Source organism: Thermodesulfobacteriota bacterium (assembly GCA_040755095.1).
Lineage (GTDB): Bacteria > Desulfobacterota > Desulfobulbia > Desulfobulbales > JBFMBH01 > JBFMBH01.
In genome coordinates this window covers 1-26,869 of the sequence record JBFMBH010000048.1, presented here as the reverse complement: position 1 = coordinate 26,869, position 26,869 = coordinate 1, and the positions used below count along the sequence as shown (strand labels likewise).

The 26,869-nt window shown below is 69.4% G+C and carries 18 protein-coding genes and 1 tRNA gene; 5 read left to right on the top strand and 14 right to left on the bottom strand.

All coding sequences use genetic code 11. The features are described 5' to 3' along the window. Window positions 1-71 precede the first annotated feature (71 nt). The 5 genes from AB1634_09205 to AB1634_09185 all read right to left on the bottom strand — a co-directional run bounded on the left by AB1634_09205 (window position 72) and on the right by AB1634_09185 (window position 5,673). A complete protein-coding gene (locus AB1634_09205) occupies window positions 72-713 on the bottom strand; it encodes a hypothetical protein (protein ID MEW6219691.1) in 642 nt (213 codons plus the stop codon). Window positions 714-1,002: 289 nt separating this feature from the next. After that, the gene (locus AB1634_09200) at window positions 1,003-2,196 is read right to left on the bottom strand and encodes an ATP-binding protein (protein ID MEW6219690.1); all 1,194 of its coding nucleotides are present in this window, start codon (window positions 2,194-2,196) and stop codon (window positions 1,003-1,005) included. A gap of 66 nt (window positions 2,197-2,262) precedes the next feature. Then, complete coding sequence (locus AB1634_09195; protein MEW6219689.1) at window positions 2,263-3,489, bottom strand: glutamate-cysteine ligase family protein; 1,227 nt, start codon at window positions 3,487-3,489, stop codon at window positions 2,263-2,265. After that, window positions 3,486-4,970: a RimK family protein gene (locus tag AB1634_09190; GenBank protein ID MEW6219688.1), complete on the bottom strand. Its 1,485-nt coding sequence runs from the start codon at window positions 4,968-4,970 to the stop codon at window positions 3,486-3,488. Before AB1634_09190 ends, AB1634_09195 begins: the two co-directional genes overlap by 4 nt. Further along, entirely contained in the window at window positions 4,945-5,673 is a 729-nt protein-coding gene (locus tag AB1634_09185) for a C39 family peptidase (protein ID MEW6219687.1), read from the bottom strand. The genes AB1634_09190 and AB1634_09185 overlap by 26 nt, the downstream gene beginning before the upstream one ends. 324 nt (window positions 5,674-5,997) lie before the next feature. On the opposite strand from AB1634_09185, the gene AB1634_09180 reads away from it, so the two are divergent. The 4 genes from AB1634_09180 to AB1634_09165 all read left to right on the top strand — a co-directional run bounded on the left by AB1634_09180 (window position 5,998) and on the right by AB1634_09165 (window position 12,435). Continuing rightward, the gene (locus AB1634_09180; protein ID MEW6219686.1) at window positions 5,998-8,787 is read left to right on the top strand and encodes a hypothetical protein; all 2,790 of its coding nucleotides are present in this window, start codon (window positions 5,998-6,000) and stop codon (window positions 8,785-8,787) included. Beyond that, on the top strand, window positions 8,784-9,500 hold the full coding sequence (locus tag AB1634_09175) for a VPLPA-CTERM sorting domain-containing protein (GenBank protein MEW6219685.1): 717 nt from the start codon (window positions 8,784-8,786) through the stop codon (window positions 9,498-9,500). The genes AB1634_09180 and AB1634_09175 overlap by 4 nt, the downstream gene beginning before the upstream one ends. A 161-nt stretch (window positions 9,501-9,661) precedes the next feature. Continuing rightward, a tRNA-Leu gene (locus AB1634_09170) sits at window positions 9,662-9,748 on the top strand. 140 nt (window positions 9,749-9,888) lie between these two features. After that, on the top strand, window positions 9,889-12,435 hold the full coding sequence (locus AB1634_09165) for a GAF domain-containing protein (protein ID MEW6219684.1): 2,547 nt from the start codon (window positions 9,889-9,891) through the stop codon (window positions 12,433-12,435). 26 nt (window positions 12,436-12,461) lie between these two features. Here the strand turns inward: AB1634_09165 and AB1634_09160 are convergent, their stop codons facing one another. From AB1634_09160 to AB1634_09140, 5 genes are all read right to left on the bottom strand, one after another. Continuing rightward, window positions 12,462-13,937 (bottom strand): DNA recombination protein RmuC, encoded by a 1,476-nt coding sequence (locus AB1634_09160; GenBank protein ID MEW6219683.1) that lies wholly within the window; start codon window positions 13,935-13,937, stop codon window positions 12,462-12,464. Window positions 13,938-13,946: 9 nt separating this feature from the next. Beyond that, window positions 13,947-14,411 carry a nuclear transport factor 2 family protein gene (locus tag AB1634_09155; GenBank protein MEW6219682.1) on the bottom strand — a complete coding sequence of 155 codons (465 nt, stop codon included), beginning with the start codon at window positions 14,409-14,411 and terminating at the stop codon, window positions 13,947-13,949. Between the two features lie 124 nt (window positions 14,412-14,535). Then, window positions 14,536-15,285 (bottom strand): hypothetical protein, encoded by a 750-nt coding sequence (locus tag AB1634_09150; GenBank protein ID MEW6219681.1) that lies wholly within the window; start codon window positions 15,283-15,285, stop codon window positions 14,536-14,538. A gap of 33 nt (window positions 15,286-15,318) precedes the next feature. Further along, complete coding sequence (locus AB1634_09145) at window positions 15,319-16,470, bottom strand: PilT/PilU family type 4a pilus ATPase (GenBank protein MEW6219680.1); 1,152 nt, start codon at window positions 16,468-16,470, stop codon at window positions 15,319-15,321. Between the two features lie 9 nt (window positions 16,471-16,479). After that, complete coding sequence (locus tag AB1634_09140; protein ID MEW6219679.1) at window positions 16,480-17,712, bottom strand: MltA domain-containing protein; 1,233 nt, start codon at window positions 17,710-17,712, stop codon at window positions 16,480-16,482. Window positions 17,713-17,820: 108 nt separating this feature from the next. Here AB1634_09140 and AB1634_09135 point away from each other — a divergent pair, with 108 nt between their 5' ends. Next, window positions 17,821-18,012, top strand: coding sequence for a hypothetical protein (locus AB1634_09135; GenBank protein MEW6219678.1), 192 nt, complete (start codon window positions 17,821-17,823; stop codon window positions 18,010-18,012). 5 nt (window positions 18,013-18,017) lie between these two features. Here AB1634_09135 and AB1634_09130 read toward each other — a convergent pair whose 3' ends face one another. From AB1634_09130 to AB1634_09115, 4 genes are all read right to left on the bottom strand, one after another. Then, the gene (locus tag AB1634_09130; protein ID MEW6219677.1) at window positions 18,018-19,052 is read right to left on the bottom strand and encodes a lytic murein transglycosylase; all 1,035 of its coding nucleotides are present in this window, start codon (window positions 19,050-19,052) and stop codon (window positions 18,018-18,020) included. Between the two features lie 181 nt (window positions 19,053-19,233). After that, on the bottom strand, window positions 19,234-21,597 hold the full coding sequence (pbpC, locus tag AB1634_09125) for a penicillin-binding protein 1C (GenBank protein MEW6219676.1): 2,364 nt from the start codon (window positions 21,595-21,597) through the stop codon (window positions 19,234-19,236). Between the two features lie 2 nt (window positions 21,598-21,599). Then, entirely contained in the window at window positions 21,600-22,760 is a 1,161-nt protein-coding gene (locus tag AB1634_09120) for an AAA family ATPase (protein ID MEW6219675.1), read from the bottom strand. A gap of 31 nt (window positions 22,761-22,791) precedes the next feature. Continuing rightward, window positions 22,792-26,869, bottom strand: a 4,078-nt coding sequence (locus AB1634_09115) for an alpha-2-macroglobulin (protein MEW6219674.1), incomplete at its 5' end; no start/stop codon positions are given.

Below are 26,869 nucleotides of genomic sequence, written 5' to 3'. Positions count from 1 at the left end.
CTGATGCATGGTGATCCGGCCCGCCGTCATGGCCCGCTCTGGCTGCGGGCCGGCAGGAAGAGACCTGCTCTTCAGCTGATCAGCCGCCGGCGCAGGCCCACCAGTCCGAGGAGACCCGAGCCCAGAAGCCAGACCGCCCCGGGTAGAGGCACACACTGATGCCAGATCTGGCCGTTGGCGATGAGGACATTCCCCCCCCGCACGTCCACCGACACCCATTCCGGGTTGTAGTGGATGGGAAGCCAGTACAGGCCGCTGTCGAAGTGGCCGCCATTGCCCATCAGCTCCCAGGGATGCAGCCGTTCGATATACTGCTCGGCGTCATAGCCCTGACCAGGAATCGGCGGTCCCTGCTGCCCCACCCAGCCGCCGTTGGTCCAGTTGATGGTCACGCCCACCTGGACGGGCATGTTCGGATCGATGGGGCTCCAGTCAAACTGGATCTGCACCCACTTGCCCCCGATCCGGTACGGATCGTTCCACCACCACTCGTTCCACCAGGGCAGGGCCACCTGATCGAGCGCCATTCCCTCCAGTTGCTGCGGGTACATGTACCAGGAGTTGTTGAAGCCGTCGTTCTGATCCCGGTCCCACTGCGCCTGGGTCGGACTCACCAGTTCCAGCTGAAAACGGCCCTCCCGCACCTCGAAGGCCGCGCTGGTCGGCGGGCACAGCAGCGGCAGCACGAGCATGCCGCAAGCCAAGACGACCATCCATCCTTTTTCGCGCATCATCATCCCTCCATATTCACCGTATTCATCTTCGAGAGCATCCTTCCCCGCACCGGTATGCCAGCCCCCGACCGGCCAGTGCCACCGCGCCGGGGGCACGATCGGCAGAATTTCCGAACCGTGGTCATGATCGCCTCCCTCCCCTTGAGGATGGGTTAGCAAAAGGCCAAAGCCGGTGTCAACGGGAAAAGGGCTACGGTGTGGTTGGCACCGAGGAAGGAGCGTCCCCAGTCAGACGAGGAAGAGCTCACCGGCCAGAAGGGGCGGCCGCTTAGCTGTGCCCAGACCTCGGCCGCGGTGGCGGCTCCCGGCCCCATCGCTCCAGGCGGTCTGCCAACGTGCTGATCGCGCCCAGGGGCAGCACGGTGATCCGTTCGTGAACCGGATAGCTCTCGGCCCCTGGATAGACCACCCACAGATGCTCCAGGTTGAGGTCGCTGAGAGCGACGTGCATGGAACGGCTCACCCGGGGCGCCTCGTCGAACTTGCCTTCGATGCCGAACCGCTTGCCGCGGCTGAACAGCAGGAGGTCAAGCTCGGCGCCGCTGTAACTCCCCCAGAAGTAGGCCTCATCCGGGCGGAGGATGGCCATGGCCTGTTCCAGGGCAAAACCCTCCCAGGAGGCGCCGAGCCGGGGATGCCCCAGGAGATCGTGCAGGCTGTCCACATGGAACAGTCGATGCAGCAGGCCGGAATCGCGGAGATAGACCTTGGGGGCCTTCACTTGGCGCTTCTTGAGGTTTTCGTGCCATGGTAGCAGCTGGCGGACCATGTAGGTTCCGGACAGGATGTCGAGATAATGGCGCACGGTCTTGTCGCTCATGCCCATGGAGCGCCCGAGCTCCGAGGCATTCCACGTCTGGCCGTGGAGATGAGCCAGCATGGTCCAGAAGCGGCGCATGGCCACAGGCGGGATGGTGAGCCCGAGCTGCGGGATGTCCCGCTCCAAGAAGGTGCGGATGAACCCTTCCCGCCAGGCCAGGCTGTCCTCGTCGGACGCAGCCAGAAAGGAGCGGGGCAGGCCGCCGCGCAGCCAGAGCCGTTCGGTCTCCCCGGGAGGAATCTCGGTGAGATCGAAGCCGGCGAGATCCACAAACTCCACTCGGCCGGCCAGGGTTTCCGAGACATTCTTCACGATCTGCGGCGAGGCGCTGCCGCACAGGAGATAGCGGTTGCGATGCCCGGGACGATCCACCAGCACCCGCAACAGGTTGAACAGCTCCGGCAGCAACTGGACCTCGTCGAGCACGACCAGACCGTCCATCGAGGTGAGCAGAAGCTCCGGATTTTGCAGCCGCTGGCGATCCGACGGGGCTTCCAGGTCAAGGTAGTGCCCCGAACGGGCACTGGCGATCTGGCGCGCCAAGGTGGTCTTGCCGCACTGGCGCGGGCCGAGGAGGGCGGTGATCGGGGATCGCCCCAGAGCCCTGGTGATGGCGGCGACGGGAACAGGCCTGGGAAGCATGGCTCCATGCTATCCTTGAAAATTCGAACTTTCAATCCGAATTTTCAAGGATAGCAGGGGGTATGGTCAGGCCCGGAAGAGCTCTCCCGCCGCCAGGCAGTCGGCCAGCTCCCGGTAGAGGTCGACAAGGACGGCTCGGCTTGGCTCAGGGCCTGCAGCTCTCAGAAGCCGCCGGGCCAGGGGACCCCGGCGCAGCATCCGCGCCACGGTTCCCCGGTAGGGCTCTGGTGGAACGGCGAGGGCCAGCATCTCCCCCCAGACCTCGGCCGCGGTGACAGCGCCGGTGCCGGTGCACCCCAGGAGGTCCAGATAGTCACGATCCCGGATCACCAGGCCGTCTGCCTCATCCACCGCCTGGTGGAAAAGCCGGGCCAGGGACTCGGTGGGCATGGCCGCCTGGCTGGCCCAGTCCGACCAGCGCTCCGCCACCAGGGCCCGCAGGACCGCGACGATGGCCACGGCGATGCTGACATCGGCCAGAGGGCATTCCTGGATATCCAGGACCCGCACCTCCAGGGCGCTGCGCTCGAAACGGGCAATCACCCCCCGGGAGTTGAGCCACTCGTGCTGGAGGAGACCTGCGGGATCAAAGGGCCGGATCTGCCGGTAGGTGGCCGCCAGGATCTCGGCTTCGTAGGCCGCCTGGGAGTAAACCGGCTCCGGCACGACCTGGCCGATGATGGCCGGGATCCGGCGCTGGTTCTCCCGGTAGAAGCCCAGGCGGCTGTCCAGCCGGCCGGCGGGCCGGCCTTCCACAAAGGGGGAGCTGGCGGCCAGGGCGGGCATGAGGGGCAACAGCAGCCTTAACCCCGCATGGAGACGGGCGAATTCGGTGTCGCCCTGGAAGGCGAGGTTGAGGTGCACGCTCTGGAGGTTGCCCCAGCCATGGCCCTGGCAGCCGAAGATCCGGTGGTAGGCCCGGTAGATCTCCTGCTGGCCGTGGGGCCAGAGCCTGGTCTCCCGGACCGGATCCATCCACGGGTGCATCCCCGAGGGCAGGAGGCGCCCCCCCAGGGCCGCGGCCTGGCCGGCCAGGGCCCGGACCTCGGCCTGCAGCCCTTCTTCCAGACCGGCCAGCTCAGGCACCGGCTCGCGGTTCTTGATCTCCACCACATGGAGGGCCAGCTCGTTGGACCAGGCGAAGGCCCCCCGCTCCACCTCGTCGGCGACCTCGGCCCCGGCCGCGGCGGCCAGGAGCTGGTCCACCTTGGGCAGCACCGCCAGGCTGCCGGCGTCCACCAGCATATACTCCAGCTCCAGGCCGAAGCCGGCAAAAAGCCCCGGCCCCTTCATGCCCAGCTCCACTGGCCCCGCTTCCGGGCCTCGATCCGGCGGAGCATCACCCGCATGATCCGGAGGTACAGCTCCTCCTTGAGGGCCGCATCCTCGATGCCGGCATCGATGTTGGGGTTGTCGTTGACCTCGATGACCACGAAGCGGCCGTCCCGCTCCTTGAGGTCGACGCCGTACAGGCCGTCGCCCACCAGGTTGGCGGCCCGGAGGGCGGTGCGGATGAGCTCGCCCGGCGCGTGCTCCACCGGCAGGGTCTGGGATTCGCCGTCCGCAGTCTTTCTGCCGGCGCTGTCCCGCTTGATGATCTGCCAGTGCTTCTTGGCCATGAAGTACTTGCAGACGTAAAGCGGCTGGCGGTCGAAGATCCCCACCCGCCAGTCGAAGGGGGTGGGCACGAACTCCTGGGCGATGATGAGGTCGGACTTGTCCAGGAGTCTGGGCACCAGCTGGCCGAGGTCCGCGGCCGACTCCACCTTCACCACCCCCTGGGAGAAGGAGCTGTCCGGCTTCTTGAGCACGCAGGGCAGACCCAGCTCGGGGACGATGGCCTCGGCGTTGTCCCGGTGGACGATGAGGGTGCGGGGCACCGGCACCTTGTGGCGGGTGAGGACTTCGGCCAGGAAGACCTTGTTGGTGCACTTCAGGATCGACTCCGGATCGTCCACCACCACCAGGCCCTCGGCAGCGGCGCGCCGGGCGAAGCGGTAGGTATGGTGGTTGACGCTGGTGGTCTCCCGGATGAACAGGGCGTCGAACTCGGCCAGCCGGCCATAGTCCTCCTTGCGGATGGACTCCACCGCCAGCCCCAACAGCTCGGCCGCCCTGGTGAAGCGCTGGATGGCCCGGTGGTTGGAAGGCGGCTCCCGCTCCGCCGGATCGTGCAGGATGGCCAGATCGAAGCGGGAGCTGGCCCGCCGCCGCACCAGCCGGCGGCGGCCGGAGAAGTAGTCCCGGGCCACCGCCACCGCAAACTCCCAGTGCTCGACCGGGATCTCGCTGGCGGCCACGGCGTTGATGTTGGTCAGATGCCAGCGGCAGGCCCGGGGATCCCGCTGGAACTCGGCCTTGAGGAACGGCGCCTGGAAGAGCTTGAAGAGCTGGCTGCTGAGCGTCTCCAGCCGCTTGTCCGGATGATGGCCGAAGATGATGATGACCTCCCGCTCTGTCCCGGTGGAGCAGCCCAGGCCGGTCTGGATCTCCTCCTCCAGATCCTCGGAGGCGAAGCGCACCATGGTCTGGGACTTGAGGTCCTGAACGGTGGTGATGTCCGGCTGGGGCTTGTGACCCCGGGCCGCGGCCAGGAGCGACACATAGTAGCCGGCGGTCTGGTAGCGGTAGGAACGGCAGAGGTTGAAGACCCGGGCGTTCCTGAGCTCGGCGTAAGCCGGGTCGGTCAGATAGCTCCGGGCCGCCACCACCTCCGCGCCTTCGATGGCCAGCGGCCAGTCCCTGGGCTCATTGACGACGATGAGGGTTGGCATGGGCTTTCGGTTGGATGACCAGGAAGTTGGCGTCGTGGGTGAGGATGCCCAGAAGGATCGCCCCCAGGACCCGCTCGATGCCCACCAGGTAGACCTGGCGGCCGCTCACCGGGTTGGGCAGGAAGGGGTCGGCCACCAGCACGGCCCGCTGGTCGGCATCGTAGCCGCACAGCACCACGAAATGGCCGGCCGGCTCGCCGGCCACATCGGAGTCCTGGCCGCTGCCGGGCACCTCCCGCACCGACCGGTACAGGTAGGTGGCGGACAGGCCGGTGAGGATCGGCACCCCGCGCTTCAGATAGTGGCGCACCAGGGCCGCGGTCAGGTCCTCGAAGCGCAGTTCGCCCCCCAGGGACAGGAACTCCAGATAGGCGCCGGTGGCCTGGGTCAGCCGGGGCTCGCTCCTGGCTGTTGCCTGGGCCGCCAGCTGCCGGGCGAGCCCTGGCCCGCCGGGCACAAACCAGGTGGGGTCGAACATGTGCAGGTTGTAGGTGAAGATCCTGGCCTGGTAGCCCCGCTTGAGGGCGTGGCAGGCCAGGAACACGGCGATGGTGCCGCCGGTGGCCAGACTCGGCACCTCGGCAATGACCTGGGCCAGAGGCACCGGATCCCCGTAGTAGCGGTACAGGGCATGCAGGCAGGTGGGGCCGCAGGTGGCATCATCCGGCTGCGGCAGCATCTCCAGATGCAGGCGGGTCTCCATGGGCGCTCCTGGCCAGGCCTCGATCGGACCGGCCGCCGGTACTTTACCACCCACTGCCCCGGACGCAACCGCCCGCACTGCCGGACACCCACCCCTCCGCCTTTCCGGAGCCATTCCGGAAATCACGACAACCTCTCCGCAGATCCGCACGCGCGCCGGGGGGAGCCCCTGGCGGCTGCGGCCGGAATCCTTTGGCCGCCAAGCGATTTGGGCAGCAGTCGGCCGGCAATTGCTCCCGGCATATCTTTTGCAGCGGCATCACCTGCAGGAAAAAAGGAGCGGCAGCACAAGACGGTGAACGAAGTCGGGAGGGAGGGCAAGACGATGAAGAAACGGTATCGGCCGGGAGCACTGAGCCTTACTCTGGCGCTGCTGGTCGGTCCCCCGGCCCAGGCGGCCACCATCGCCACCTGGGTCGGAGGATCCAGCGGCAATTGGCATGTGGAGGAAAACTGGTCCGGGGGTGAGATCCCCGACGGCCCGGACGACCAGGCGACGATCACCAGCGGCGCCACGGTGGTCGTCCCCCTCAACGCCTCGGTGGAGCGGTTGACGATCGGCCCTGACAACGAGGTTCAAGTGGCCAACAGCCGTGTCCTCTTCCTCCAGGAGGAGAGTGTCGATGCCATGACCGTGGCCAACGATGGCACGATCCGCCTCGCCAGCACCGGCTCCACCACCCATCTCCAGGCCAGTGGCGCCGTCGCCACCCTCACCGGCAACGGCCAGGTGACCCTGGAGGGAGCCAACGCCACCCTGTCGGCCGTCAACGGCTCCTTTGTCAACGACACCTTGCACACCATCCGGGGCAATGGCCGGATCACCGCTCCCGTCGAAAACCGCGGCCTGATCCGGGCTGAAGGCGGCGCCATGACCGTAAACGGAGTGGTCACCAACACCAGCACCATGACCACTGCCGGCGCCGGCAACACCCTGAAGCTCGAGGGTGCCACTGTCACTGGCGGCACTCTGGACGCCGCTGGCGGTAGCATCCAGTTGGCGAATGCCACCGTGGCCGTCCCGGACCGCCTGGCCGGCAACCTGGCGGTCACCAGCAACAGCACCCTGCAGGGACCAGCCCTCCTGGACACCGGCAGCCAAATGACCGTCCAGAACAGCCGAGCCCTCTATCTCAAGGACCACGCCGGTGCCGCACCGGTCGTCACCAACCGGGCCACCATCGCCGTGGACAGCACCGGCTCCACCACCCATGTCCAGGCCAGTGGCGCCGTCGCCACCCTCACCGGCAACGGCGAGGTGGCTTTGAACGGAGCCAGCGCCACCCTTTCTGCCGTCAACGGCTCCTTTGTCAACGACACCTTGCACACCATCCGGGGCAATGGCCAGATCACCGCTCCCGTGGAGAACCGCGGCGTGATCCGGGCCGAGGACGGCACCATGACCGTAAGCGGGGCGGTCACCAACCTTGGCACCATGACCACTGCCGGCGCCGGCAGCACCCTGAAGCTCCAGGGTGCCACCGTCACCGGCGGTACTCTCGACGCCGCTGGCGGCGGCATCCAGATGGCGAACGCCACCGTGGCCGTCCCGGACCGCCTGGCCGGCAGCCTGGCGGTCACCAGCAACAGCACCCTGCAGGGACCCGCCCTCCTGGACACCGGCAGCCAGCTCACCGTGGAGAACAGCCGAGCCCTCTATCTCAAGGACCACGCCGGCGCCGCGCCGGTCGTCACCAACCGGGCCACCATCGCCGTGGACAGCACCGGCTCCACCACCCATCTCCAGGCCAATGGCGCCGTCGCCACCCTCACCGGCAACGGCGAGGTGGCCTTGAACGGCACCAACGCCACCCTCTCTGCCGTCAACGGCTCCTTTGTCAACGACACCTTGCACACCATCCGGGGCAATGGCCAGATCACCGCTCCTGTAGAGAACCGCGGCGTGATCCGAGCCGAGGGCGGCACCATGACCGTGACCGGGGCGGTCACCAACCCTGGCACCATGACCACTGCCGGCTCCGGCAACACCCTGAAGCTCCAGGGTACCACCGTCACTGGCGGCACTCTCGACGCTGCTGGCGGCGGCATCCAGATGAACGGCGCCACCCTGGCCAGCCCGGACCGCCTGGCCGGCAACCTGGCGGTCACCAGCAACAGCACCCTGCAGGGACCAGCCCTCCTGGACACCGGCAGCCAGCTCACCGTGCAGAACAGCCGAACCCTCTATCTCAAGGACCACGCCGGTGCCGCGCCGGTCGTCACCAACCGGGCCACCATCGCCGTGGACAGCACCGGCTCCACCACCCATCTCCAGGCCAATGGCGCCGTCGCCACCTTCACCGGCAACGGCGAGGTGGCTTTGAACGGCGCCAACACCACCCTTTCCGCCGTCAACGGCTCCTTTGTCAACGACACCTTGCACACCATCCGGGGCAATGGCCAGATCACCGCGGCGGTCGAAAATCGGGGCACCATCCGCGCCCAGGGTGGTGGCACCCTGCAAGTCCATGGCAGCATCACCGGCACCGGCCAGCTGGCCGCCGCCGACGGCAGCACCCTGCGCCTCAACACCTCCGCCCAGGCCGGCACCCTGAGCCTGGCCGCCTCGGGCAGCCTGTTTGTGGCCAACAACCAGACCCTGGATCTCAGCAACGATTTCCGCTTCCTGTCCACGGACGAGGGGTCCTGGAACTGGGGGCTCTCCTCCACCCTGCTCCTGTCCGGTGAGGGGGTGGGCCGCCAGTCCCTGGAGATCGGCGGCGCCGATCTGGGCCTGAGCGCTGCCGGCTTCGCCAGCAACTTCGACCTGCCCCACCTTACCTTGAGCGGCGCCGGCACCTATGCCTATCTGGCCGACCGGGTGGACAACGGCAACCGCTCCTCACCCGAGGCGGTGTACGTGGATCAGCTCCTGGTCATGGCCGGCACCACCCTCAATCTCAACGGCCTGTCCATGTACACCTACCTGGGTGGACAGCTGCACGAGGTGATGGCCGGCGAAGGCTCTCTCTTCGGCGGCGGCGCCATCATCAACCGGCCGGTGCCGATTCCTGGCGCCATCTGGCTTCTGGCCAGCGGCCTGGCCGCGCTCGCCGGCGTCCGGCGGCGGGGCTACCCGGCCAACACGACCATCAGCGAGGAGAACGAGGGATGAACACGTGGAAGAAGAGCCTGTTTCTTGGGGTGGCCCTGGCGCCGGCGCTGCTGGCTGGCGCCGGCGCCGAGGCGGCGATGCTGACCTTCAACAGCACCACCCCGGCCAATAACGCCACCACCCGGGCCAGTTGGCTCACGGCGGCCGGCATCAGCAGCCCGGACTATCTGGTGGACTTCGAGACCGGCTTTGCCAACGGCGACAACGTCCACGGGGTGAGCGGTCTGTTCCCCGGTGGCCTGGTCCTGCTGGACAACAGCAACACCGGCCCCAACCCCAGCCCGGCCGTGATCATCCGTTCCGGCGCCGGGTCGATCAACGGCTCCAACCCGGTGGGCGTCTTCGCCGCCACCCACGACGAGGCCGCCTATCTGTGGCTCGATTTCTCCGCCCAGCCGGTGGACTATGTCGCCTTCATGGATATCGACCACGCCGGAACCAGCGGCGTGGCCTTCTTCTCCGGTGGCTCCTCGGCCACCTTCAGCCTGGAGACCACGGGTGGCAGCGGCAACAGCGCCGAGTTCTTCGGGCTCTACCGCAACGATCAGCCGGCCATCGTCGCTCTGCGCCTGGATTCCTCCGGCGACGGCCGCTGGGGGGTGGACAACATCGAGTACGGCCCGGCGCCGGTGCCGCTCCCGGCCGCCCTGCCCCTCCTGGCCAGTGGCCTGGCCGGCCTGGCTGGCCTGCGCCGCTGGCGGCGCCAGGGCTGACCGGCCGGTCCTCGCCCAGCCAGCCTCTCCCAGGCCGGGTCGCCCTCCGGGGCGGCCCGGCCTTTTTCTTGCCCCCTGCCCGCCGTCCGGCGCGGAACGTCCTTGACAGGCAGCCTTGGCGGCCGGTAACTTGGCGACCAGTCGTCCTGCCAAGACAGGAAGCCGGAGTGGTGAAACTGGTAGACGCACGGGACTCAAAATCCCGCGGGCGCAAGCCCATGTCGGTTCGATCCCGACCTCCGGCACCAGGATCCGGGAAAAGGGGTTGCGGGCAGGTCGTCCGCAACCCCTTTTTTGTTCTCGCCCTGCCCGTTGCCGCCGGTAACAGAGCCGCCGGGGGAGGCAGAAGCAGGAACGCCCCGGCCAAGACGCGTTCTGAGGAGAGGCGATGGCGAACCGGATCGGCGAAATCCTCATGCGGCTCGGCTATGTCAAGGACGAGGACATCCAGCGGGCCCTGGCCATCCAGCTGGCTGAGGGTAAACGGCGCCGGCTCGGCGAGATCCTCACCGAGATGTTCCTGGACAAAAAGGCCCTGGTCCACGCCCTGTCCATGCAGGAGACCGGCTATGTCTTCGACACCGGCCTCGACATCGTCAGCCACATCACCCGCCACCGGCTGCGCCAGGCCGACATCCGCAGCATGCTCTGCTCGCTGTCCGCCCGGGGCAACGAGACCTTCCTGGACAAGGTCTCGGACATCCTGGAGAAGATCGCCTCCTTCCTGAACATCTCCAGCTGCCTGTCGGAAAGCCTCTCCCTGGACGATCTTCTGGGCGCGATGATCGCCATGGTCAACGAGACCCTGGGGGCCGAGCGCAGCACCCTCTTCCTCTACGACAAGGAGACCGGCGAGCTGTTCTCCCGGGTGGCCCAGGGCGGCCAGGTAGAGGAGATCCGCTTCCCTGGCGACCTGGGCATCGCCGGCTCGGTCTTCCATACCGGCACCGCGGTGATCATCGACGACGCCTACGCCGACCCCCGTTTCAACCAGGAGGTGGACCGCCAGACCGGCTTTGTCACCAGGAACATCCTCTGCGCGCCGTTGCGCACCAAGACCGGCCAGGTGGTCGGGGTCATCCAGGTCCTCAACAAGGTGCACGGGCCGTTCACCTCCGACGACCTCACCCTCCTGGAGGCCCTGTCGGCCCAGGCCGGCAGCGCCTTGCACAACGCCCAGCTCTTCCAGGAGATCCAGAGGGCCAAGGAGGAGGAGAGCCGGCTCCTGGAGGTCACCACCGCCATCTCCACCGAGCTCAAGCTCCAGCCTCTGCTTCTCAAGATCATGCAGACCGCCACCGACATCCTGCAGGCCGAGCGGAGCACCTTGTTCATGTACGACGAGCGCCGCCACCAGCTGTGGTCCCTGGTGGCCCAGCTCTCCGAGACCCGGGAGATCCGCATCCCCGCCGACCGGGGCATCGCCGGCGAGGTCTTCACCACCGGCGTCTCGGTCAACATCGCCGATGCGTACAGCGATCAGCGCTTCAACCCGGAGGTGGACCGCAAGACCGGCTACCGGACCAGGAACATCCTCTGCGTGCCGGTGGCTACCAAGGAGGGCAAGCCGGTAGGCGTCATCCAGTCCCTCAACAAGAAGGGCGGTCCTTTCACCGGCGTCGACGAGCGCCGCCTGCGGGCCTTCGCGGCCCAGGCCTCCATCGCCATCGAGAACGCCAAGCTCTTCGATGACGTCCTGGCCATGAAGAACTACAACGAAGGCATCCTGGAGAGCATGAGCAACGGCGTCATCACCCTGGACGCCGGAGGTCAGATCGTCAAGGCCAACAGCGCCGCCGCCCGCATCCTCAGGACCACCCCGGCCCAGCTGACCGGGCAGCCGGCCGCCGCCTGGTTTGCCGGCCGGAACAGCTGGGTGCTGGAACGGGTGGCCAAGGTCCTGGCCCAGGGGGAGTCGGACATGAGCTTCGACACCGAGCTGGACCTGGCCGACGGCAAGCCGATCTCCGCGAACCTCACGGTGGTGCCCCTCCGAGGCACCGGCCAGGAAGGCAGCGGCTCGGTGCTGCTCCTTCTGGAGGACATCACCACCGAAAAGCGTCTCAAGTCCACCATGGCCCGCTACATGACCAAGGAGGTGGCGGACAAGCTCATGGAGGGCGGCGAGGCCATTCTGGGCGGCCAGCTCTCCGAGGCCACCATCCTGTTCTCGGACATCCGCGGCTTCACCACCCTGGCGGAGGGCCTGGGCCCGGCCGAGACGGTGTCCATGCTCAACGAGTATTTCACCCTCATGGTGGACATCGTCTTCAGCCACCACGGCATCCTGGACAAGTACATCGGCGACGCCATGCTGGCGGTGTTCGGCGCCCCGTTCGCCACCGGCCAGGATCCGGACAACGCCGTGCAGGCCGCCATCGAGCAGCTGCGCGCCCTGCGGGAGCTCAACCGCCGCCGGGCCGCCAGCCGCCAGCCACCGATCCGCATCGGTGTCGGCATCAACACCGGCGAGGTGCTGTCCGGCAACATCGGCAGCCTCAAGCGCATGGACTACACCGTGGTGGGCGACGGCGTCAATCTGGCCTCCCGCCTGGAGGGGGCCAACAAGTATTACGGCACCAGCATCCTCATCAGCGCCTTCACGCACGGCCAGCTGGTGCGCCCCTACCGCAGCCGCGAGGTGGATCTGATGCGGGTCAAGGGCAAGACCCGGCCGGTGGCGGTCTATGAGATCCTGGACCACCACGACCAGGAATCCTTCCCCTGTCTGGACCAGGTGCTGGAGATCTACCACCAGGGCCTGGCGCACTACCGGAGCCGGGAGTGGCCAACCGGCCTGAAGCTCTTCGAAGACGCCTTGAGCCGCTGCCCGCAGGACGGCCTCAGCCGCATGTATGCCGACCGCTGCCGTCTCTTCCTCGCCCAGCCGCCGCCGGCGGACTGGGACGGGGTGTGGGATATGAAGAGCAAGTAGAGGCGCGGCGGTCGGGGAAGGGTCGATCAGGCCTCGTGCTCCGGTGGCGCCAGCCGGCGCAGCGGTGTCTCCACCGGGGCCAGGACGGGCAGCTCCTCCTGGCGGCCGACACCCATCTCCCGGAAGCGGCGGGCCGCCACCAGCACCCGGCCCTCCAGGGAGCCCACCGCGTCGTTGTGGGCCCGCACCGCCTGCTCCAGGCCTTTGTGCAACCGCTGGAAGTGGCCGGCCAGGGTGAGAAGCCGGTCGTAGAGGGTACGACCCAGGTCGCTGATCGCCTGGGCATGGGCCGCCAGCTGCTCCTGGCGCCAGCCGAAGGCCACTGCCCGCAAGAGGGCGATGAGGGTGGTGGGGGTGGCCAGGATCACCTGCTGGCTGGCACCAGCCTCGATGAGGCTGGGATCCTGCTCCAGGGCGGCGGAGAAGAAGGTTTCACCGGGCAGGAACAGGACCGCCAGCTCCGGTGCCTGGGGGAACTGCTCCCAGTAGGCCTTGGAAGCCAGGCGCTCCAGGTGCTGCCGCACCTGCCGGGCATGGGCGCTCAACAGCTGCCGGCGTCGCTCCTCGTCGGTGGCCTCCACCGCGTCCAGATAGGCGGCCAGGGGCACCTTGGCATCCACCACCACCGAGCGGCCGTTGGGCAGGCGGACCACCATGTCCGGCCGCAGCCGGCCATCGGCCCCCACCGCCTTCTGCTCCACGAAGTCGCAGTGGTCGAGCAGGCCGGCCACCTCCACCACCCGCCGCAGCTGCATCTCCCCCCAACGGCCCCGCACCGAAGGCGCGCGCAGGGCCTTGACCAGGTTGGCGGTCTCCTTCTCCACCCCCTGCTGCACCGCCTGCAGGGTACGGATCTGGGTCTCCAGGCTGGCCTGGGCCGCCACCCGGGTCTGCTCGATCTCCCGCAGCCGCTCGTCCACCCGGGCCAAGGTCTCCTGCACCGGCCGTACCAGCTCGCCGATGGCCTGGCGCCGGCCATCGAGATCCCCCTGCGCCGCGGCCTGCAGGCCCTGGAAGCGGGTGGCCGCCAGCTCCAGGAACGAGGCGTTGTTGGCCCTCAAGGCCGCGGCGGCCAGGGACTGGAACTGATCGGCCAGCCGCGCCTGGGCCTCCTGCAGCAGGGCCAGCTTCTCCGCCTGCTTCTCCCGTTCCGCAGCCAGGCTGGCGGCCAGCCCGGCCGCCCGGGCCTGGAGGCGTGCTGCCTCCTCCTGCCGGCAGGCGATCTCCTCCTGCCGGGCCGCCAGCAGGGCCTCGAGATGCGGCAGACGCCCGGCCTTCTCCTCGGCCTTGGCGCAGGCCAGGGCCTGGGCCTGCACCTCGGCCCGCAGCCGGCCGACCTCGGCTGCGGCCTCGCTGCCGGCTTGCTGGGCTGCCGCCAGCTGGGCCGCCCAGGCCCGCTCGCCGGCCTGCACCCGCCAGCGGCTGTGCCAGAAGATGACCAGCGCCCCCACCACCCCGCCAGCCAGGAAGCCGGCGCCCAGCGGGCCGAGGTCGAAGGTCATGGCTGTCCCCTAGAGGGTTTCCCAGACCGCCTGGTGGTAGACGATCTTCCAGACGCCGGGCCGCTTCTCTTCGAAGATGTCGATGCCCCACAGATAGGCGATCTCTTCCTGGCCGTCGGCACGGCGGCTGCGGACCGTATACTTGGCCGCCACCCAGGCCATGTCGATGCCGATCTGGAACTGCGGCTGGTGCGGCTCGATGGTGCGGGGGCCGACCCCGGCCAGCGCCGCCTGCCAGCCCTGCTGCACGGCCTGGGATCCCACCAGGAGCGGTCCCGAGGGGTGCTGGCAGCGCACGTAGGGCTCAGCGGACCAGACCTGGCCCATGGCGGCCAGATCCCCCTGGGCATAGGCCTCGTAGAAGGCACGGAAGGTCTTCTCCACCGCCTGCGCCCGATCCTGCCGGGCCGCCCGGTCGCCGCAGCCCACCAGCGACACCGCCATTGCCGTCACCACCAGCCAGCGCCATCCCATGGTCGTCTCCTCCCCCGTCATCATCCATCTGATTGTCCGATTCACCCTGGCCGGCACTCCTGGCCAGGCCGCCCCCCAGCTCGCTGCCGCCTGCCCCACCGCCAGGGCCGGCAGGTGGCAGCGGCTACTTCTTGCCGTGCTGCTTGAGCAGCAGGATGTACGGTCCGAACAAGGCCTCGGCATCGGCGATCGCTTTACGGAGCACAATCCCCAGCCGGTCCAAGTGGGCCTCGTTCACCACTACGTTGGCGCTCATGGCCAGGGCCTCCAGGTCATACAGGGTGTGGAAGGCCGGCCCCACCAGGACATAGAGGATGTGGCGCCGGCGGTCCATGGCCAGCTCGGCCATGAAGCTGTGCAGGGGATTGTCGGCCAGGGAAACGCCATCCAGGCCGGTGTGGAGCAGCACCGCCTCGAATCGGGCAAAGCGCATCCGCTCCAGGGCCGCGGCGGAGGAATCCGGCGCCTCGACCTGGTAGCCCAGCTCCTCCAACGTCGAGGTGCACCGCTCCTGGGTCGGCCCGGGAGGGGCCAGGACCAGGGCCCGGGGAATATCCTCCACCGTCTCCTGGTCCATGAGTCCCTGGCCAGCCAGCCAGCCCAGGTCGGGAGGCGCCGGTGGCCGGGGGCGCTCCTGGGCCGGAGCCGCCTGTGCGGCGGCCGGTGATGGCGGCGCCGGCTCCGGCTCCCGGCAGGGCTCCACCGCCGACACCGGCTGGCCGTCCGGCCCCAGGACGATGGCCCGGTGGCACAGGGGGCAGCCCAGCTTGAGGGTCTGCCCCGGGGACAGACGGGCCAGGGCGTCACGGATCTTGGCCAGCTGGGCCTCGTTGAGCTTCAGCTCCTTGCTGCAGTTGGGGCATCGTTCCAGCATGGGTCGCTCCATCCTTCTGTGAAGGGCCTTCTGTCAACCGCCTTCCATGGCCAGGCCCTCGATGACGGTAGTCGCTTCGCCCCGGGAGGCCTTGAGGCGGTCGATGGCCCGGTTGACGACATTGCGGCGGGAACAGTAGCCCATGGCTGTATCCTGGCTGATGCGGCCTTCCTCGAACAGGGCCACGATGTGCTGGTCGAAGGTCTGCATGCCCAGGGCCGAGCCCTGCTCGATGATATCGTAGAAGGTCTTGCCCTCGGTCTCGCCATTGAGGATGACGTCGTTGACCCGGAGGTTCATGCCCATGATCTCCAGGGCCGCCACCCGGCCGCCGCCTTCCTTGGGCAGAAGGCGCTGGCAGACGATCCAGCGCACGGTGTCCGCCAGGCGGTGGCGGATCTGCGGCTGCTCCTCCTGCTCGAACATGCCCAGGATGCGGTTGATGGTCTGGCCGGCATCCACGGTATGCAGGGTGCTCACCACGAGATGGCCGGTCTCGGCGGCGGACAGGCCGATCTCCATGGTCTCCCGGTCCCGCATCTCGCCCACCAGGATCACCTTGGGCGCCTGGCGCAGGGCGGCCCGCAGCCCGGAGGCAAAGGAATCGTAGTCGTTGCCCAGCTCCCGCTGGTTGAAGGTCGCCCTCTTGTGGGGGTGGACGAACTCGATGGGATCCTCGAGGGTGACGACGTGCACCGATTTGACCTCGTTGATCTCGGCCAGAAGCGCCGCCAGGGTTGTAGACTTGCCGGAGCCGGTGGCACCGGTGACCAGCACCAGGCCGTTTTTCTCCTGGGCCATCTTCCGGAAGACCGGCGGCAGATTGAGGCTGTCCAGGGTGGGGATCCGGGTCTCCAGCTTCCGGAGCACCGTGGACAGATGGCCCCGCTGGGAGAAGATGTTCACCCGGAAACGGGCCTTCTTGCCCAGCCAGTAGGACAGGTCACAGGAGCCCCGGCGGACCAGATCGGTGAGCAGCCGGGAGTCGCCGCCCACGAGGTTCAAGGCAAAGACCTCCGCCTGGAAGGGGGTGAGGGCCGCCACTGGCGGCTCCACCGGCACGGCGGTCAGCTGGCCGGAGGTCTCCACCTGCAGGGGCTTGCCCACGGTGACGTTGAGGTCGGAGACATTGCCAAAGGTCTCCAGCATGCAGCTGATCCAGTAGTCGATCTCGGCTCGCTTCACGGCTGCCTCCTAGTCGCGGCCCTTCTTGAGCAGGAGAAAGAGGGTGCCGGGCTGGCGCATCAGGCCCGCCGCCGCCTCGGCATCGGCCCCGCTTCCCCAGAACAGATCCACCCGGCCCGGGCCCTGGATGGCGCCGCCCGTATCCTGGCTCAGCACCAGCCGCGCCAGGGGGACAAAGCCGGCCAGCTGACCGCGCTCGTCCAGGAGGGGCTGGCTGGTGGCCAGCCAGCCTGGCGCACCGCGGGGAAAGAACCGGGCGTCGGTGGCCACCGAGCGGCCAGGGGTGAGGATCTCCCCCAGGCTGCCGGCCGGGCCATCCGCGGCCCAGTCGAAAAAGACATAGGATGGGTTCTCGTTGAGGATCCCGGCGCACTGGTCGGGATGAGCAGCCAGGAAGCGGCGGATGCCCGGCAGGGTTGCCTCCTCCCGGGAGAGAAGCCCGCGCTCGATCAGCACCCGGCCGATGCTCCGGTAGGGATGCCCGTTGGTGGCCTGATAGTGGACCGGCCGCACGCTGCCATCCGCCAGGCGGATGCGGCCGGAGCCCTGGATGGCCAGCACGAAGGCGTCCACGGGATCGGCCAGATAGACCAGCTCCCGGCTGGCCAGGGCGCCAGCCGTGATCTCGGCGCGGCTGAAGTGGGGCACGAAGCGGTCACCCTGGTAGCGGCCGAAACGCAGACAGCTGGCGTCAGCCGGCTGCGGGCAGGGAACAAGGTCCGGAGGCCGGCGGTGCAGGGGATGCAGGAAGGGCGCATCCGGGGCCAGGCGGCCCTCATAGACCGGCTCGAAATAGGCGGTGACCAGGGCGCTTTCGCCCGCAGCCGGCAGGGCGTCGAAGTTTTCCGCCAGCCGCATCGCCAGGTCCTGGGGCGTGGGAGACAGACGAAGCACGGCCAGAAGGGTCAGAAGGGTCTCGGTCAGCCAGGAGGGCGCGACCCAGACATCGCCGAAGGCGAGAAAGCGGTCCGGGGGCAGGCGGGCCAGGTAGCTCAGGCTGCGGTGGATGGCCGGGACCAGCGGGCCGGGGTCGGCATCATCCGCCAGCGCCGGGCCGGCTGCTGCCGGCGGCGGCGCCAGGAGCAGCGCCCCGGCCAGCGCCAGCCCAACGATGAGCCGTCCCCCTCCCAGCCGCTGCTGCAACCCCATCACCGCCATGGACAGGTATGAAGGCGTGTGGTACGGTCGTTCATCGAACGAGTCCTGCCGGGACGTCGGTCGCAGGGGCGCGAAAAGGCTCAAGCCGCCCGCCGAGAAAGCCGATGCATTCGATAGGGAGCACTGGCGCGGCACGCCTTCTGCGGGCGCCGCCCGAGGTCCCAGGGATCAGCCAAGCCAGGGAGGACCAACATGGACATCAACATCCGGGAGATCATCCCATCCGTCGACCGCGGCGAGAAGCTCAAGGTCATCCCCAAGCTGCCGAAGCGGGAACGGCGCAAATCCGGCAAGGACCGGCGGCAATCCGCCGAAGACGCCATCGTCGTCACCCTTTCCACCCGGGTGGAGCGGCGCAGCGGGGTTGACCGCCGCAAGAAGTAGCCCCCTCAGGGGGAGGCCACCAGCAGCGCCGCCAGCTCGCTGACCACCATGGCGTAGCGGTTGGAATGGTTCCAGGCGGTGATGGCCTGGAAGTTGGGATAGCCGGCCACGTAGCGCATGCCGCCGCCCGCCAGCTCCAGGCCGACCACGGTCAGCTGAGCCTCGCCAGGGGGCGCCGGCATCCCCACCGCCTGTGCCGCCTGCACCGTCCGCCAGGGCACCAGCCCCGCCCGCCCCCGCCGGTAGGCCTCTTCCAGACGAGCATCCTTGAGCTCTTCGCCCAGCTCCCAGAAGAGCGGCGCTCCGAAATGCCAGCCGGCCCGGCTCAGGTAGTTGGCGATGCTGGCCAGAACGTCTTCCGGCGACCGCCAGACATCCCGGCGGCCATCGCCGTTGAAATCCACCGCATAGGTCCGGAAGCTGGAGGGGATGAACTGGGTCTGGCCAAAGGCGCCGCCGTACGAGCCCTGGATGCCCCGGGGATCGATGCCGTTGTCCCGGCACAGGACAAGAAAGTCAATGAGCTCCTTGCGGTAGAACTCGCTGCGGCGGGGGTAGGCGGCAAACAGGGTGTTCAGGGTCTGGAAGACGTCGAAGGCCCCCTCGTTGCGGCCATACCGGGTCTCCACGCCCCAGATCGCGACCAGCACCTGCCGCTCCACATGAAAGGCTTCCTCCACCCGATCCAGAAGCTGGCGGTGCCGCTCCAGCATCTGGCGCCCTTCCTCGATGACCGCATCGTTGACCAGCCGGGGCCGGTAGATGTGGTAGGGCTTGGCCTCCCACTGGGTGTCCATGAGCTCCAGCACCCTTTTCCGGATGGTGAGGCCGGCAAAAAGCCGCCCCAGCTCCTCCTGGGCAAAGCCATGCTCGCTGGCCAGCTCCGCAAAGAGCGTCCGGTACCGGGCCTGCCCGGTATCGATGGCCTGGCCGTCCGTGACCAGGTCTGCGGCCTTGCGCCCTTCCACCGCCATGCCTGACCCCAGCCCGGCCAGCAGCACGAACGTTACCAGCCCGCCCACCAGCCCCCTGCGGGACATACACTCCTCCTCGGCCCGGCCGGCCGGCCGTTTGCCCGTCTCGTGGTGATCCCGGCTGCCGGGCGAGCCGCCACCGCGCGTGGCCTGCTTCCCAGCCCCGCGGGCCAAGCCAGTGGCCGGCGGTCGGCCCATGATACCAGATGGGTCCCCGAAAACCAACCGCCCCCGGGCTGGCGCCGGCCTACGACGGCTGGCCCGGCTCCTGCACGAAGATGTCCACCCGGTCGCTGGCGCCGGTCTCATCGATGACCGTGATCTGGTGCCGGCCCGGGGCCAGGCAAGAGCGGGGCGGGGGCTCACCGGCTGCGGTCTCGAAGCGGAGCTGGCCGTCGATGAGCCAGAAGAGGCGACCCCGGCCGCCCAGGCTCTGGAGGCTCAGCTCGGGTTGGGGGGCGGCGCGGCCAGCCGGGCGGATGATCTGGCCGTCACCCAGGCTCGTGATGCGGATCGGCTCCGGGCGGGCCTGGCCGGCGCAGGCCGGGTCCCAGGCCGGCACCAGGGCCTGGCGCCGCTGGTTGGCGGCCAGCCACGGCTCCAGCGGCCGGGGCCAGAGGGCAATCTGCCAAGGCCGGCGGGGGCCGTGGCCGCAATCGGCCCCCACCCGCAGGCCGGTCGTCTCGCTGGTCAGGATGGACAAAGGGCTCGGCTCCAGGTCGCTCATCCCTGCCGGCAGGCCCAGGGTGGGCGGGATCTGGCCGGCCAGGATGAGGGCGGGGCGCCGCACCGGGCACAGCTCCTCCTGGCCGGCTGCCGCCTCCTGCCCCAGGGGCCAGCAGATCGTCCTCGTCTGGACGCTGGCCGGCTGGGGGGGGAAGAGGGCACCCTCGTCCGGCAGCCGCCGGGCGATGGCAAAGAGAAGGGGCGCTGCCGAGGCCAGGCCGTACTGGCCGAGCACCGGGGTGCCATCCGGCCGGCCCAGCCAGACGCCGATGGTGTGGCGGGGCGCCACGCCCACCGCCCACGCATCCCGGAAGCCATAGCTGGTGCCGGTCTTCCAGGCGAGCCGCACCGGGCCCGGCCGCCAGCGCTCCCCGGCCAGGCGGTCCGGAGCCGGGCTCTCCAGGAGGATCTGGCGGATGATGAAGGCCGCGCCAGGGCTCAAGAGCCGGCGCCGGGCCAGGGGCTCGCCGGCGGCGAGGCGCACCTTGCCGGCCAGGCCGTCCATGGCCAGGGCGGTGTAGGCGCCCACCAGCTCCGCCAGCCGTACCCCCACCCCGCCCAGGATCATGGGCAGGTCCGGGCCGCCACCCGCCGGAAAGGTCAAGGTGAGGCCCGCCTCTTCCAGACGGTCGGCAAAGCGGTCCGGGCCATAGGCCTCCAGCACCTGCACTGCCGGCAGGTTGAGGGAGCGCTGCAGGGCCTCCCGCACGCTCACCGGGCCGGAAAAGGTGTCGCCGAAATTGGCCGGCCGGTATGGGCCAAAAAGCCGGGGCGCATCGGCCAGCAGGGACTCGGCGTGGATCAGGCCCTCGTCCAGGGCCAGGCCATAGAGAAAGGGCTTCAAGGTCGAGCCCGGGGAGCGCACCGCCTGCACCATGTCGACGAAGCCGGCGCGCTGGCGGCTGCCGTAGTGGGAGGAGCCCAGGTAGGCCCGGGCCAGGAGGGTATCGTTGTCCACCACCAGCACCGCTGCCGACACCCCCGGGGGCAGACGGCCAACGGTGTCCGCCACCAGGGCCTCGAGGTCTCCCTGCAGCGCCGCATCGATGGCGCTCCGCACCGGCGCCTCCGGCCGGGCCCGGGCCGCCAGGCGCTCGGCCAGGAGGGGGGCGGCCTGCGGCTGGGGAAAGGCTGCCGCCACCACCCGCTCGGCCATGGCCGCCCGCCGTTCCTGGTCCGCAAGCAGCCCCTGGGCGGCGAGGCGGGCGAGGACCTTGTCCCGGGCCGCCTGGGCCGCCCCGGGGTGGCGGTCCGGCCGCAGCCGGGACGGGGCTTGGGGAAGCGCTGCCAGGAGCGCCGCCTCGGCCACGGTCAGCTGTTTGGGCCCTTTGCCGAGATAGGTGTGGCAGGCGGCAGCCACCCCTGCCACCGTGCCGCCGAAGGGGGCGTGGTTGAGGTAGAGGGCCAGGATCCCCTCCTTGTCCAGGTGCCATTCCAGCTGCAGGGCGCGGAAGATCTGCCGGAGCTTGCCGGCCACCGTCCTGGGATGAGGGTCGAGGATGCGGGCCACCTGCATGGTGAGGGTGGAACCGCCGGAGACGATGCGGCCATGGCGCAGCGCCTGGCCGGCCGCCCGGGCCAGCGCCAGGGGGTTCACCCCGGGGTGGGCAAGAAACCAGCGGTCCTCATAGGCGAGGAGGAAGCGCCGGTACAAGGGGGAGACCGCCGGCACCGGCACGGGATAGCGCCAGACCCCCTGGGGGTCGGCAAAGGCCCGCAGGGGCTGGCCGTCCGCGGCCAGCACCAGCCGGGCATAACCGGCCGCCCCTGGCAGCGGCACCGGCCAGAGCCGGTCCGCGGCCAGGAAGCTGACCCAGGGCGCCAGGACAAGGATGGCGGCCAGGGCCAGCCGCGGCCAGCGCCGCCGGCCAGGACGTCCGCTCAACGTCAATGGATGATGGCTCCGGCCCACAACTGCTGGAGGAAGAGACGCCAGGGCAGGATGCGGATGCGGCCAACCAGCCGCTCCTCGGGCTCGTTGCAGACCACCAGCGCCAGCCGTGGCGCATGCTCTTCGCAAAAGGCCAGGAGCGGCCGCAGCTCCCGGTGGTCCAGCCGCGCCGCTCCCTTGACCTCGATGACCACCTCACCGTCAGCCAGGACAAAATCGACCTCGAGTCCGGATTTGGTGCGCCAGAACTGGATCGGATAGTGGAGCGCGGAATAGGAGCGGTGGGCGGCCAGCTCCATGAAGATGAAGTGCTCGAAGGCCCGGCCGAACTGCTCCCCTTTTTCCTCAGCAATGCGGCGCCGGCTGAGGCTTCCGGCCACCCCCACATCGAAGAGGAAGAACTTGGGAGCGCGGCCGATCACCTGCCGGCTCTGACGCTTCTTGAACGGCTCAACAAGACTGCCGAGCAGGGTGTCCGCCAGGATCTGGTAGTACTCGCGAACCGTCTTGGCATCAACGCCGCAGTCGCGGGCGATGTTGGCGTAGTTGATCAGCTCGCCGTGGGACCAGCCGGCGGCATCCAGGAAGCGGGAAAAGGCCGGCACGTTCCGGGTCAGCCCCTCGGCGAAGACCTCCTCCTTGAGATAGTCTTCGACAAAGGCGGTGAGCGACCGCGCGTAATCCGCCTGGCCGTAATGGGCGGGGATGAGGCCGCGGTTGAGGATGGTCAAGAGATCCGGCTGGTCCAACTCGGCCCAGACCAGGGGGAACATCTCATACCGCCACGCCCGCCCCCCCCGGCGATTGGCCTGCCCCCGCCTGAGCTTGCGGGCACTGGAGCCGCAAAGGATAAAACGAAGCCCCCTGTTCTCGATCAGCCAGTGCACCTCGTCCAGCACCTGGGGCACCTTCTGCACCTCGTCGAGGATGACCGGCTTGGCCAACCGCCGGGCATCCATGGCCAGGAGCCGCTCCCGGAGCAGGGCTGGATGCTTGGCCATCGCCAGGAACAGATCGGTCTTCAGGAAGTCGAAGACCACGCTGTCCGGGAAGGCCTGGCTGAGGTAGGTCGTCTTGCCGGTCTTGCGCGGCCCCCACAGAAAGGCGGACTGGCCGGCCGGCAGGTCGATATGCAAGAACCGCTTGATGATGGCCATACAAGGAGCATACTCCTGATTGGTTGACTTTTTAAGGAGTATGTTCCCTTCTGTCAGAGACAACCAACTCTGGAGCCCGGGGTACCCAGCCGATCGCCGGCAGGTCGGCCGGCACAGGCGCCGCCTCATCCCGGCCCAGGATCTCCAGCCACTCGTGGCCGCTGGCGCCGGTGGCCCGGAGGCCTGGCCGGTACATGTCCTCGCAGGCCGGCTGCGGCAGGCGGTAGCGGCCCGGGGTCACGGCCCGCATCAGGTAGAAGAGATGGCGGGCGGCGGTCCGGTAGCCGGGCAGGTCCAGGGCCGCCACATAACGATCGGCCCGGAATTCCTCCATCTTCAAGGGCTGGCCCGCCAGATGCGCGGCCACCGTCTCACCCTCCACCAGGATATCGTCCAGCTTGATGCTGGCCTCCAGGCTCTGGCTCTCCAGCTCGAAGCCGGCGGCCAGAAGATCGACCACCAGGAGATCCGGCACCCGGCTGTACCGGTTGGACACCGCCAGATCCACCAGCACCAGATCGCCGGCCCGGAAGCGGTTGCCGGTGATGACGGCCCCGGAGCGGTCCCGGAGGGTGCGGCTGATGGCAAGCCGGTCGCTGGCCTCCGGCGGCTCGGCTGCCGACGGATAGCCGCTCACCGTGTACTGCAGGAAGACCGGACCGCCGCTGGCCAGGGCGAATTCCAGGCCAGCGGCCGCCTCGGCGGCTCCCAGCCGCCGGCCGCGCTGGCCACCGGCCAGGGGTTGGCTTGCGCCAGCCAGGCGCAGCTCCCCCTGCCAGGCCGCCCCCGGGTAGGCCGCCAGGGCCGTGCCCAGGAGGAAGAGAGCCTGGCGCTCCTGGGTGCTCAGATACGGCTTGGCGCCCAGCTCGCTGGCCAGGGCGAACAGACGATCAACGCCGTCCGCCGGCCACCGGCCCTCCTGGAAGAGCAGGGCCAGAAGCTGCGCCTGGTCCCGGATCGGCGAGCCATAGTCGCCATAGAAGGGCTGCCGGCCCCAGTCGGCGCTCATGGCCAGGGCCTGCGCCAGGGCCTCCTCGCCCCGGGGATGATCCCCCTGGCGCCGGAGAGCCAGCCCCAGGTGCACCAGGGGCAGGGGGCTCTTGGCCTCCTGGCGCCCCAGGTCAAAAAGACTGCGCAGATCCGCCAGACGGGCCCGGTTCAGGCGGGAGAGCACGTAGCCGGCATAGGCCTTGTAGGCCAGGGTGAAGTGCCGGGGCTCGTCGCTCCACCGCTCCTCGGCCAGGGCCCCCTGGCTGCGCAGATAGAAGCCCAGCCGCTCCACGGTCCGGGCCAGCAGGCGCTCGTCCACGGCAAAGCCCGCCTCCCGGGCCGTGACCAGGAAGTCGGCCGCATAGGCGGTGAGCCAGTGCTCCTCCGGACCGCTGGCCTCCCAGAGGACGAAGCCGCCATGGTGCTTCTGCATGGTGCTCAGGCGATCGAGAGCGGCGCGGATGCGGTCCGCCCGCTCCTGGGTGGTCAGGGCCTCCTCCGCAAGACCCAGGGCCGCCAGGGCCTCCGGGGTGGCGAGGGCCAGGGTCAAGGCAGCGCTGGTCGTCTGCTCCAGGCAGCCGTAGGGGTAGCCAAGAAGCTCCCGCAGGTGCTGGGCCAGGTCCAGGGGCGGCTGGGGGCTCAGGAAGAGTCGCGCCTCCAGGCTGGCCGGCGCCAGGCCCTGGATGAGGCCAGGGGAACTGACAAAGGTGTCACCGGCTGCCAGCCGGGCAACGCCCCGTCTGGTCTGTGCCGGATAGGCGGGTCGTACCGGCAGGGACCAGTGGCGGTGGAAGGCGACCGGCGCCTCCTCCTCGGCCAGGCGCAGGCCTTCGACCGTCAGGTCGATGTCCGCCTTGGCGAACGTGGTCTCCGCCTGCACCGGAAAGACCAGGACCCGCTTTTCCATGGCCGCCAGGGTCAGGGCCTGGTCAGGGGCAGCGCCGGCCAGGGGCGGTCCCACGGTCAGGTGCACGGCCAGGCTCTGGGGACGGCCGCTGAGGTTCTGCAGGGCCAGGGTCAGCCGGGACTGGTCGCCGCCGGCCAGGAAGCGGGACGCGGCCAGCTCGGCCACCAGGGGCGCCGCCACCGTCACCTCCTGGTCGGCGGCGCCGTAAGCGTCGTCGGTGTAGGCCAGGGCCATGAGCCGCATGGTGCCATTGAAGTCCGGCAGATCGAAGGTGATCTCCGCTTGACCGCTGGCATCCAGCTCCACCGGGCCCAGAAAGCGGGAGAGGATCTCCACACCCTCGTCCGGCTGCTTGCCGGTGAGGCTCAACGGCTCGTCGCCGCCGAAGCGCAGAGCGCCCACCTGGCCATCCCGGTTCTCGATGATCCGGTGGTAGAGGTCCTTGAGGTCGGGATGGAAGCGCCGGGGGGCGAAGAACCAGGCAAAGGCGTCCGGGGTCGCAAACCGGGTGAGGGCCAGCACCCCTTCGTCCACCGCCGCCAGGGTCACCCAGGCCTTCTTGCCCGCCGGCGGCCGCTGGACCTGGATTCTGACCGTGTGCGGCTGGCTGGGCCGGGCCCTGGGCGGGGCGGTCAGGCTGACCTCCAGATGGCGGTCGCTGCGGTCCAGGGGCAGATGCAGCAGCCCCAGGGCCCGGCCGGGACCGAGCGCCTCGCCGGCCGCCGCCGGTCGCAACGCCAGGGCCGTGACATAGAGATCGTGGCGGGCCCAGACCGGGTCGATGGGGATGCCCACCTCGATGCCGGCGGCCGGCACGTTCAGGCGCTGGGACCACAGCCGCCGGTCCGCCTCCACGGCCAGCAGCACCTCGGCGTCGAAGGGCGGGGTGATCCGCACCTTGGCGGTCTCGCCCTCCTGGTAGCGGGCCTGGTTGAGCTGGAGCAGCACCTGATCCGGCCGGGGGGCAGCTGCAACCTCCGGCTTCGTCTCGTCGTACCAGTAGGACTCCCCGGCCTGGAACCGGCAGCTGGTGATGCCGCCGGTGGCCTGGTCAAGGAGCTCCAGGCGATAGAAGCCGCTTTCCACCGGCACGCTGACCCGGGCCTTGTCGCCGGCAGCGAGGACCACGGTGCCAGCATGGACCGTGTACTCCTTGGCGGTATAGCCCAGCTCCCAGCCGCGGGCGGTGCGGGTCCAGAAATGGCTGCGCTGCTCGGCCACCAGCCGCAGGTCCACGGTGCCGGCCACCAGCTCGCCAACGCGGCTGGCCCGCAGAACCTCGAATTCCGCCAACGATCCGGCCGGTGCCGGCTGGTCCCTGGCAAAGGAGGCGGGACGCACGCCGATGGCGGCGTCATGGGGCCAGATTCGCTGCAAGAAGAGCCGGTTCACCGGCCGGCCGCCCTGGTCGAAGAGGCTGGCCTCCACCTTGACCACTGCCGGCGAGGCCACCCGGGCCCACCGGGACGGGGTGCTCCAGGCCAGATGCCCGGCCGGGTCGAGGAAGGCCTCCCCAGCGTCCTCTTCGATGCGGATCTCCTCCCGGAGGTTGCCGAATTCGAAGCCGGGCAGCTCCTGGGCCAGGGGCTCCCGGTCGGCCTGCACCTTGACGGTGAGGCTCAGGCGGTTGCCAGCGGCCGGCGCCCCGTAGAGATAGTCGCCCTGGATGGCCAGGGCGAGGTCCTGGCTGGCATCGGCGATGGCCGGCCGGCCGGCCGGGGCAGCCAGCTCCAGCCGCAGGCGCTCGGGCAGAAAATCCTCCACCCGGAAGCGGTACTGGCGCACCTGACCGTCCGGCCCGGTCACGCGCAGCTGCCAGGTGCCCAGCGGCGCCGATTGGGGGATGGCCCAGGCGTGCCGGTAGAAGCCGGCGGCATCCCCCTGCCAGACGAAATGGCCCGTGCGGCTGCCGTCCGGCTGCTGGATCTCGGCGGCCAGCGGCATGGCCGGCAGGCCCCTGGCGTCGGCGTCCCGGATCAGGGCCGCCACCTCCAGGGTCTCGCCCGGCCGGAAGATGTCCCGGGGGCCGTAGATGAAGATCTCCGGCGAGAGGCCCGGCCGGGCGCCCTGGGCGAATTCCGACAGATCCAGGGCCGGCTGCCGCAGATCCACCAGGGCAATATCCTCCCCGGACTGGGCCAGGACCAGGACCGGCTCCGCCGCCGGCCGCGAGAAGCTGGCCAGGCCGTCCGCGCCGCTGGCCGCCTCGGCC

What these genes read in the sequence shown, in the direction of transcription:
- AB1634_09205 (MEW6219691.1), bottom strand. Translation starts at nt 713, where the DNA reads ATGGTCGTCTTGGCTTGCGGCATGCTCGTGCTGCCGCTGCTGTGCCCG.
- AB1634_09200 (MEW6219690.1), bottom strand. Translation starts at nt 2,196, where the DNA reads ATGCTTCCCAGGCCTGTTCCCGTCGCCGCCATCACCAGGGCTCTGGGG.
- AB1634_09195 (MEW6219689.1), bottom strand. Translation starts at nt 3,489, where the DNA reads ATGAAGGGGCCGGGGCTTTTTGCCGGCTTCGGCCTGGAGCTGGAGTAT.
- AB1634_09190 (MEW6219688.1), bottom strand. Translation starts at nt 4,970, where the DNA reads ATGCCAACCCTCATCGTCGTCAATGAGCCCAGGGACTGGCCGCTGGCC.
- AB1634_09185 (MEW6219687.1), bottom strand. Translation starts at nt 5,673, where the DNA reads ATGGAGACCCGCCTGCATCTGGAGATGCTGCCGCAGCCGGATGATGCC.
- AB1634_09180 (MEW6219686.1), top strand. Translation starts at nt 5,998, where the DNA reads ATGAAGAAACGGTATCGGCCGGGAGCACTGAGCCTTACTCTGGCGCTG.
- AB1634_09175 (MEW6219685.1), top strand. Translation starts at nt 8,784, where the DNA reads ATGAACACGTGGAAGAAGAGCCTGTTTCTTGGGGTGGCCCTGGCGCCG.
- AB1634_09165 (MEW6219684.1), top strand. Translation starts at nt 9,889, where the DNA reads ATGGCGAACCGGATCGGCGAAATCCTCATGCGGCTCGGCTATGTCAAG.
- AB1634_09160 (MEW6219683.1), bottom strand. Translation starts at nt 13,937, where the DNA reads ATGACCTTCGACCTCGGCCCGCTGGGCGCCGGCTTCCTGGCTGGCGGG.
- AB1634_09155 (MEW6219682.1), bottom strand. Translation starts at nt 14,411, where the DNA reads ATGGGATGGCGCTGGCTGGTGGTGACGGCAATGGCGGTGTCGCTGGTG.
- AB1634_09150 (MEW6219681.1), bottom strand. Translation starts at nt 15,285, where the DNA reads ATGCTGGAACGATGCCCCAACTGCAGCAAGGAGCTGAAGCTCAACGAG.
- AB1634_09135 (MEW6219678.1), top strand. Translation starts at nt 17,821, where the DNA reads ATGGACATCAACATCCGGGAGATCATCCCATCCGTCGACCGCGGCGAG.
- AB1634_09130 (MEW6219677.1), bottom strand. Translation starts at nt 19,052, where the DNA reads ATGTCCCGCAGGGGGCTGGTGGGCGGGCTGGTAACGTTCGTGCTGCTG.
- AB1634_09120 (MEW6219675.1), bottom strand. Translation starts at nt 22,760, where the DNA reads ATGGCCATCATCAAGCGGTTCTTGCATATCGACCTGCCGGCCGGCCAG.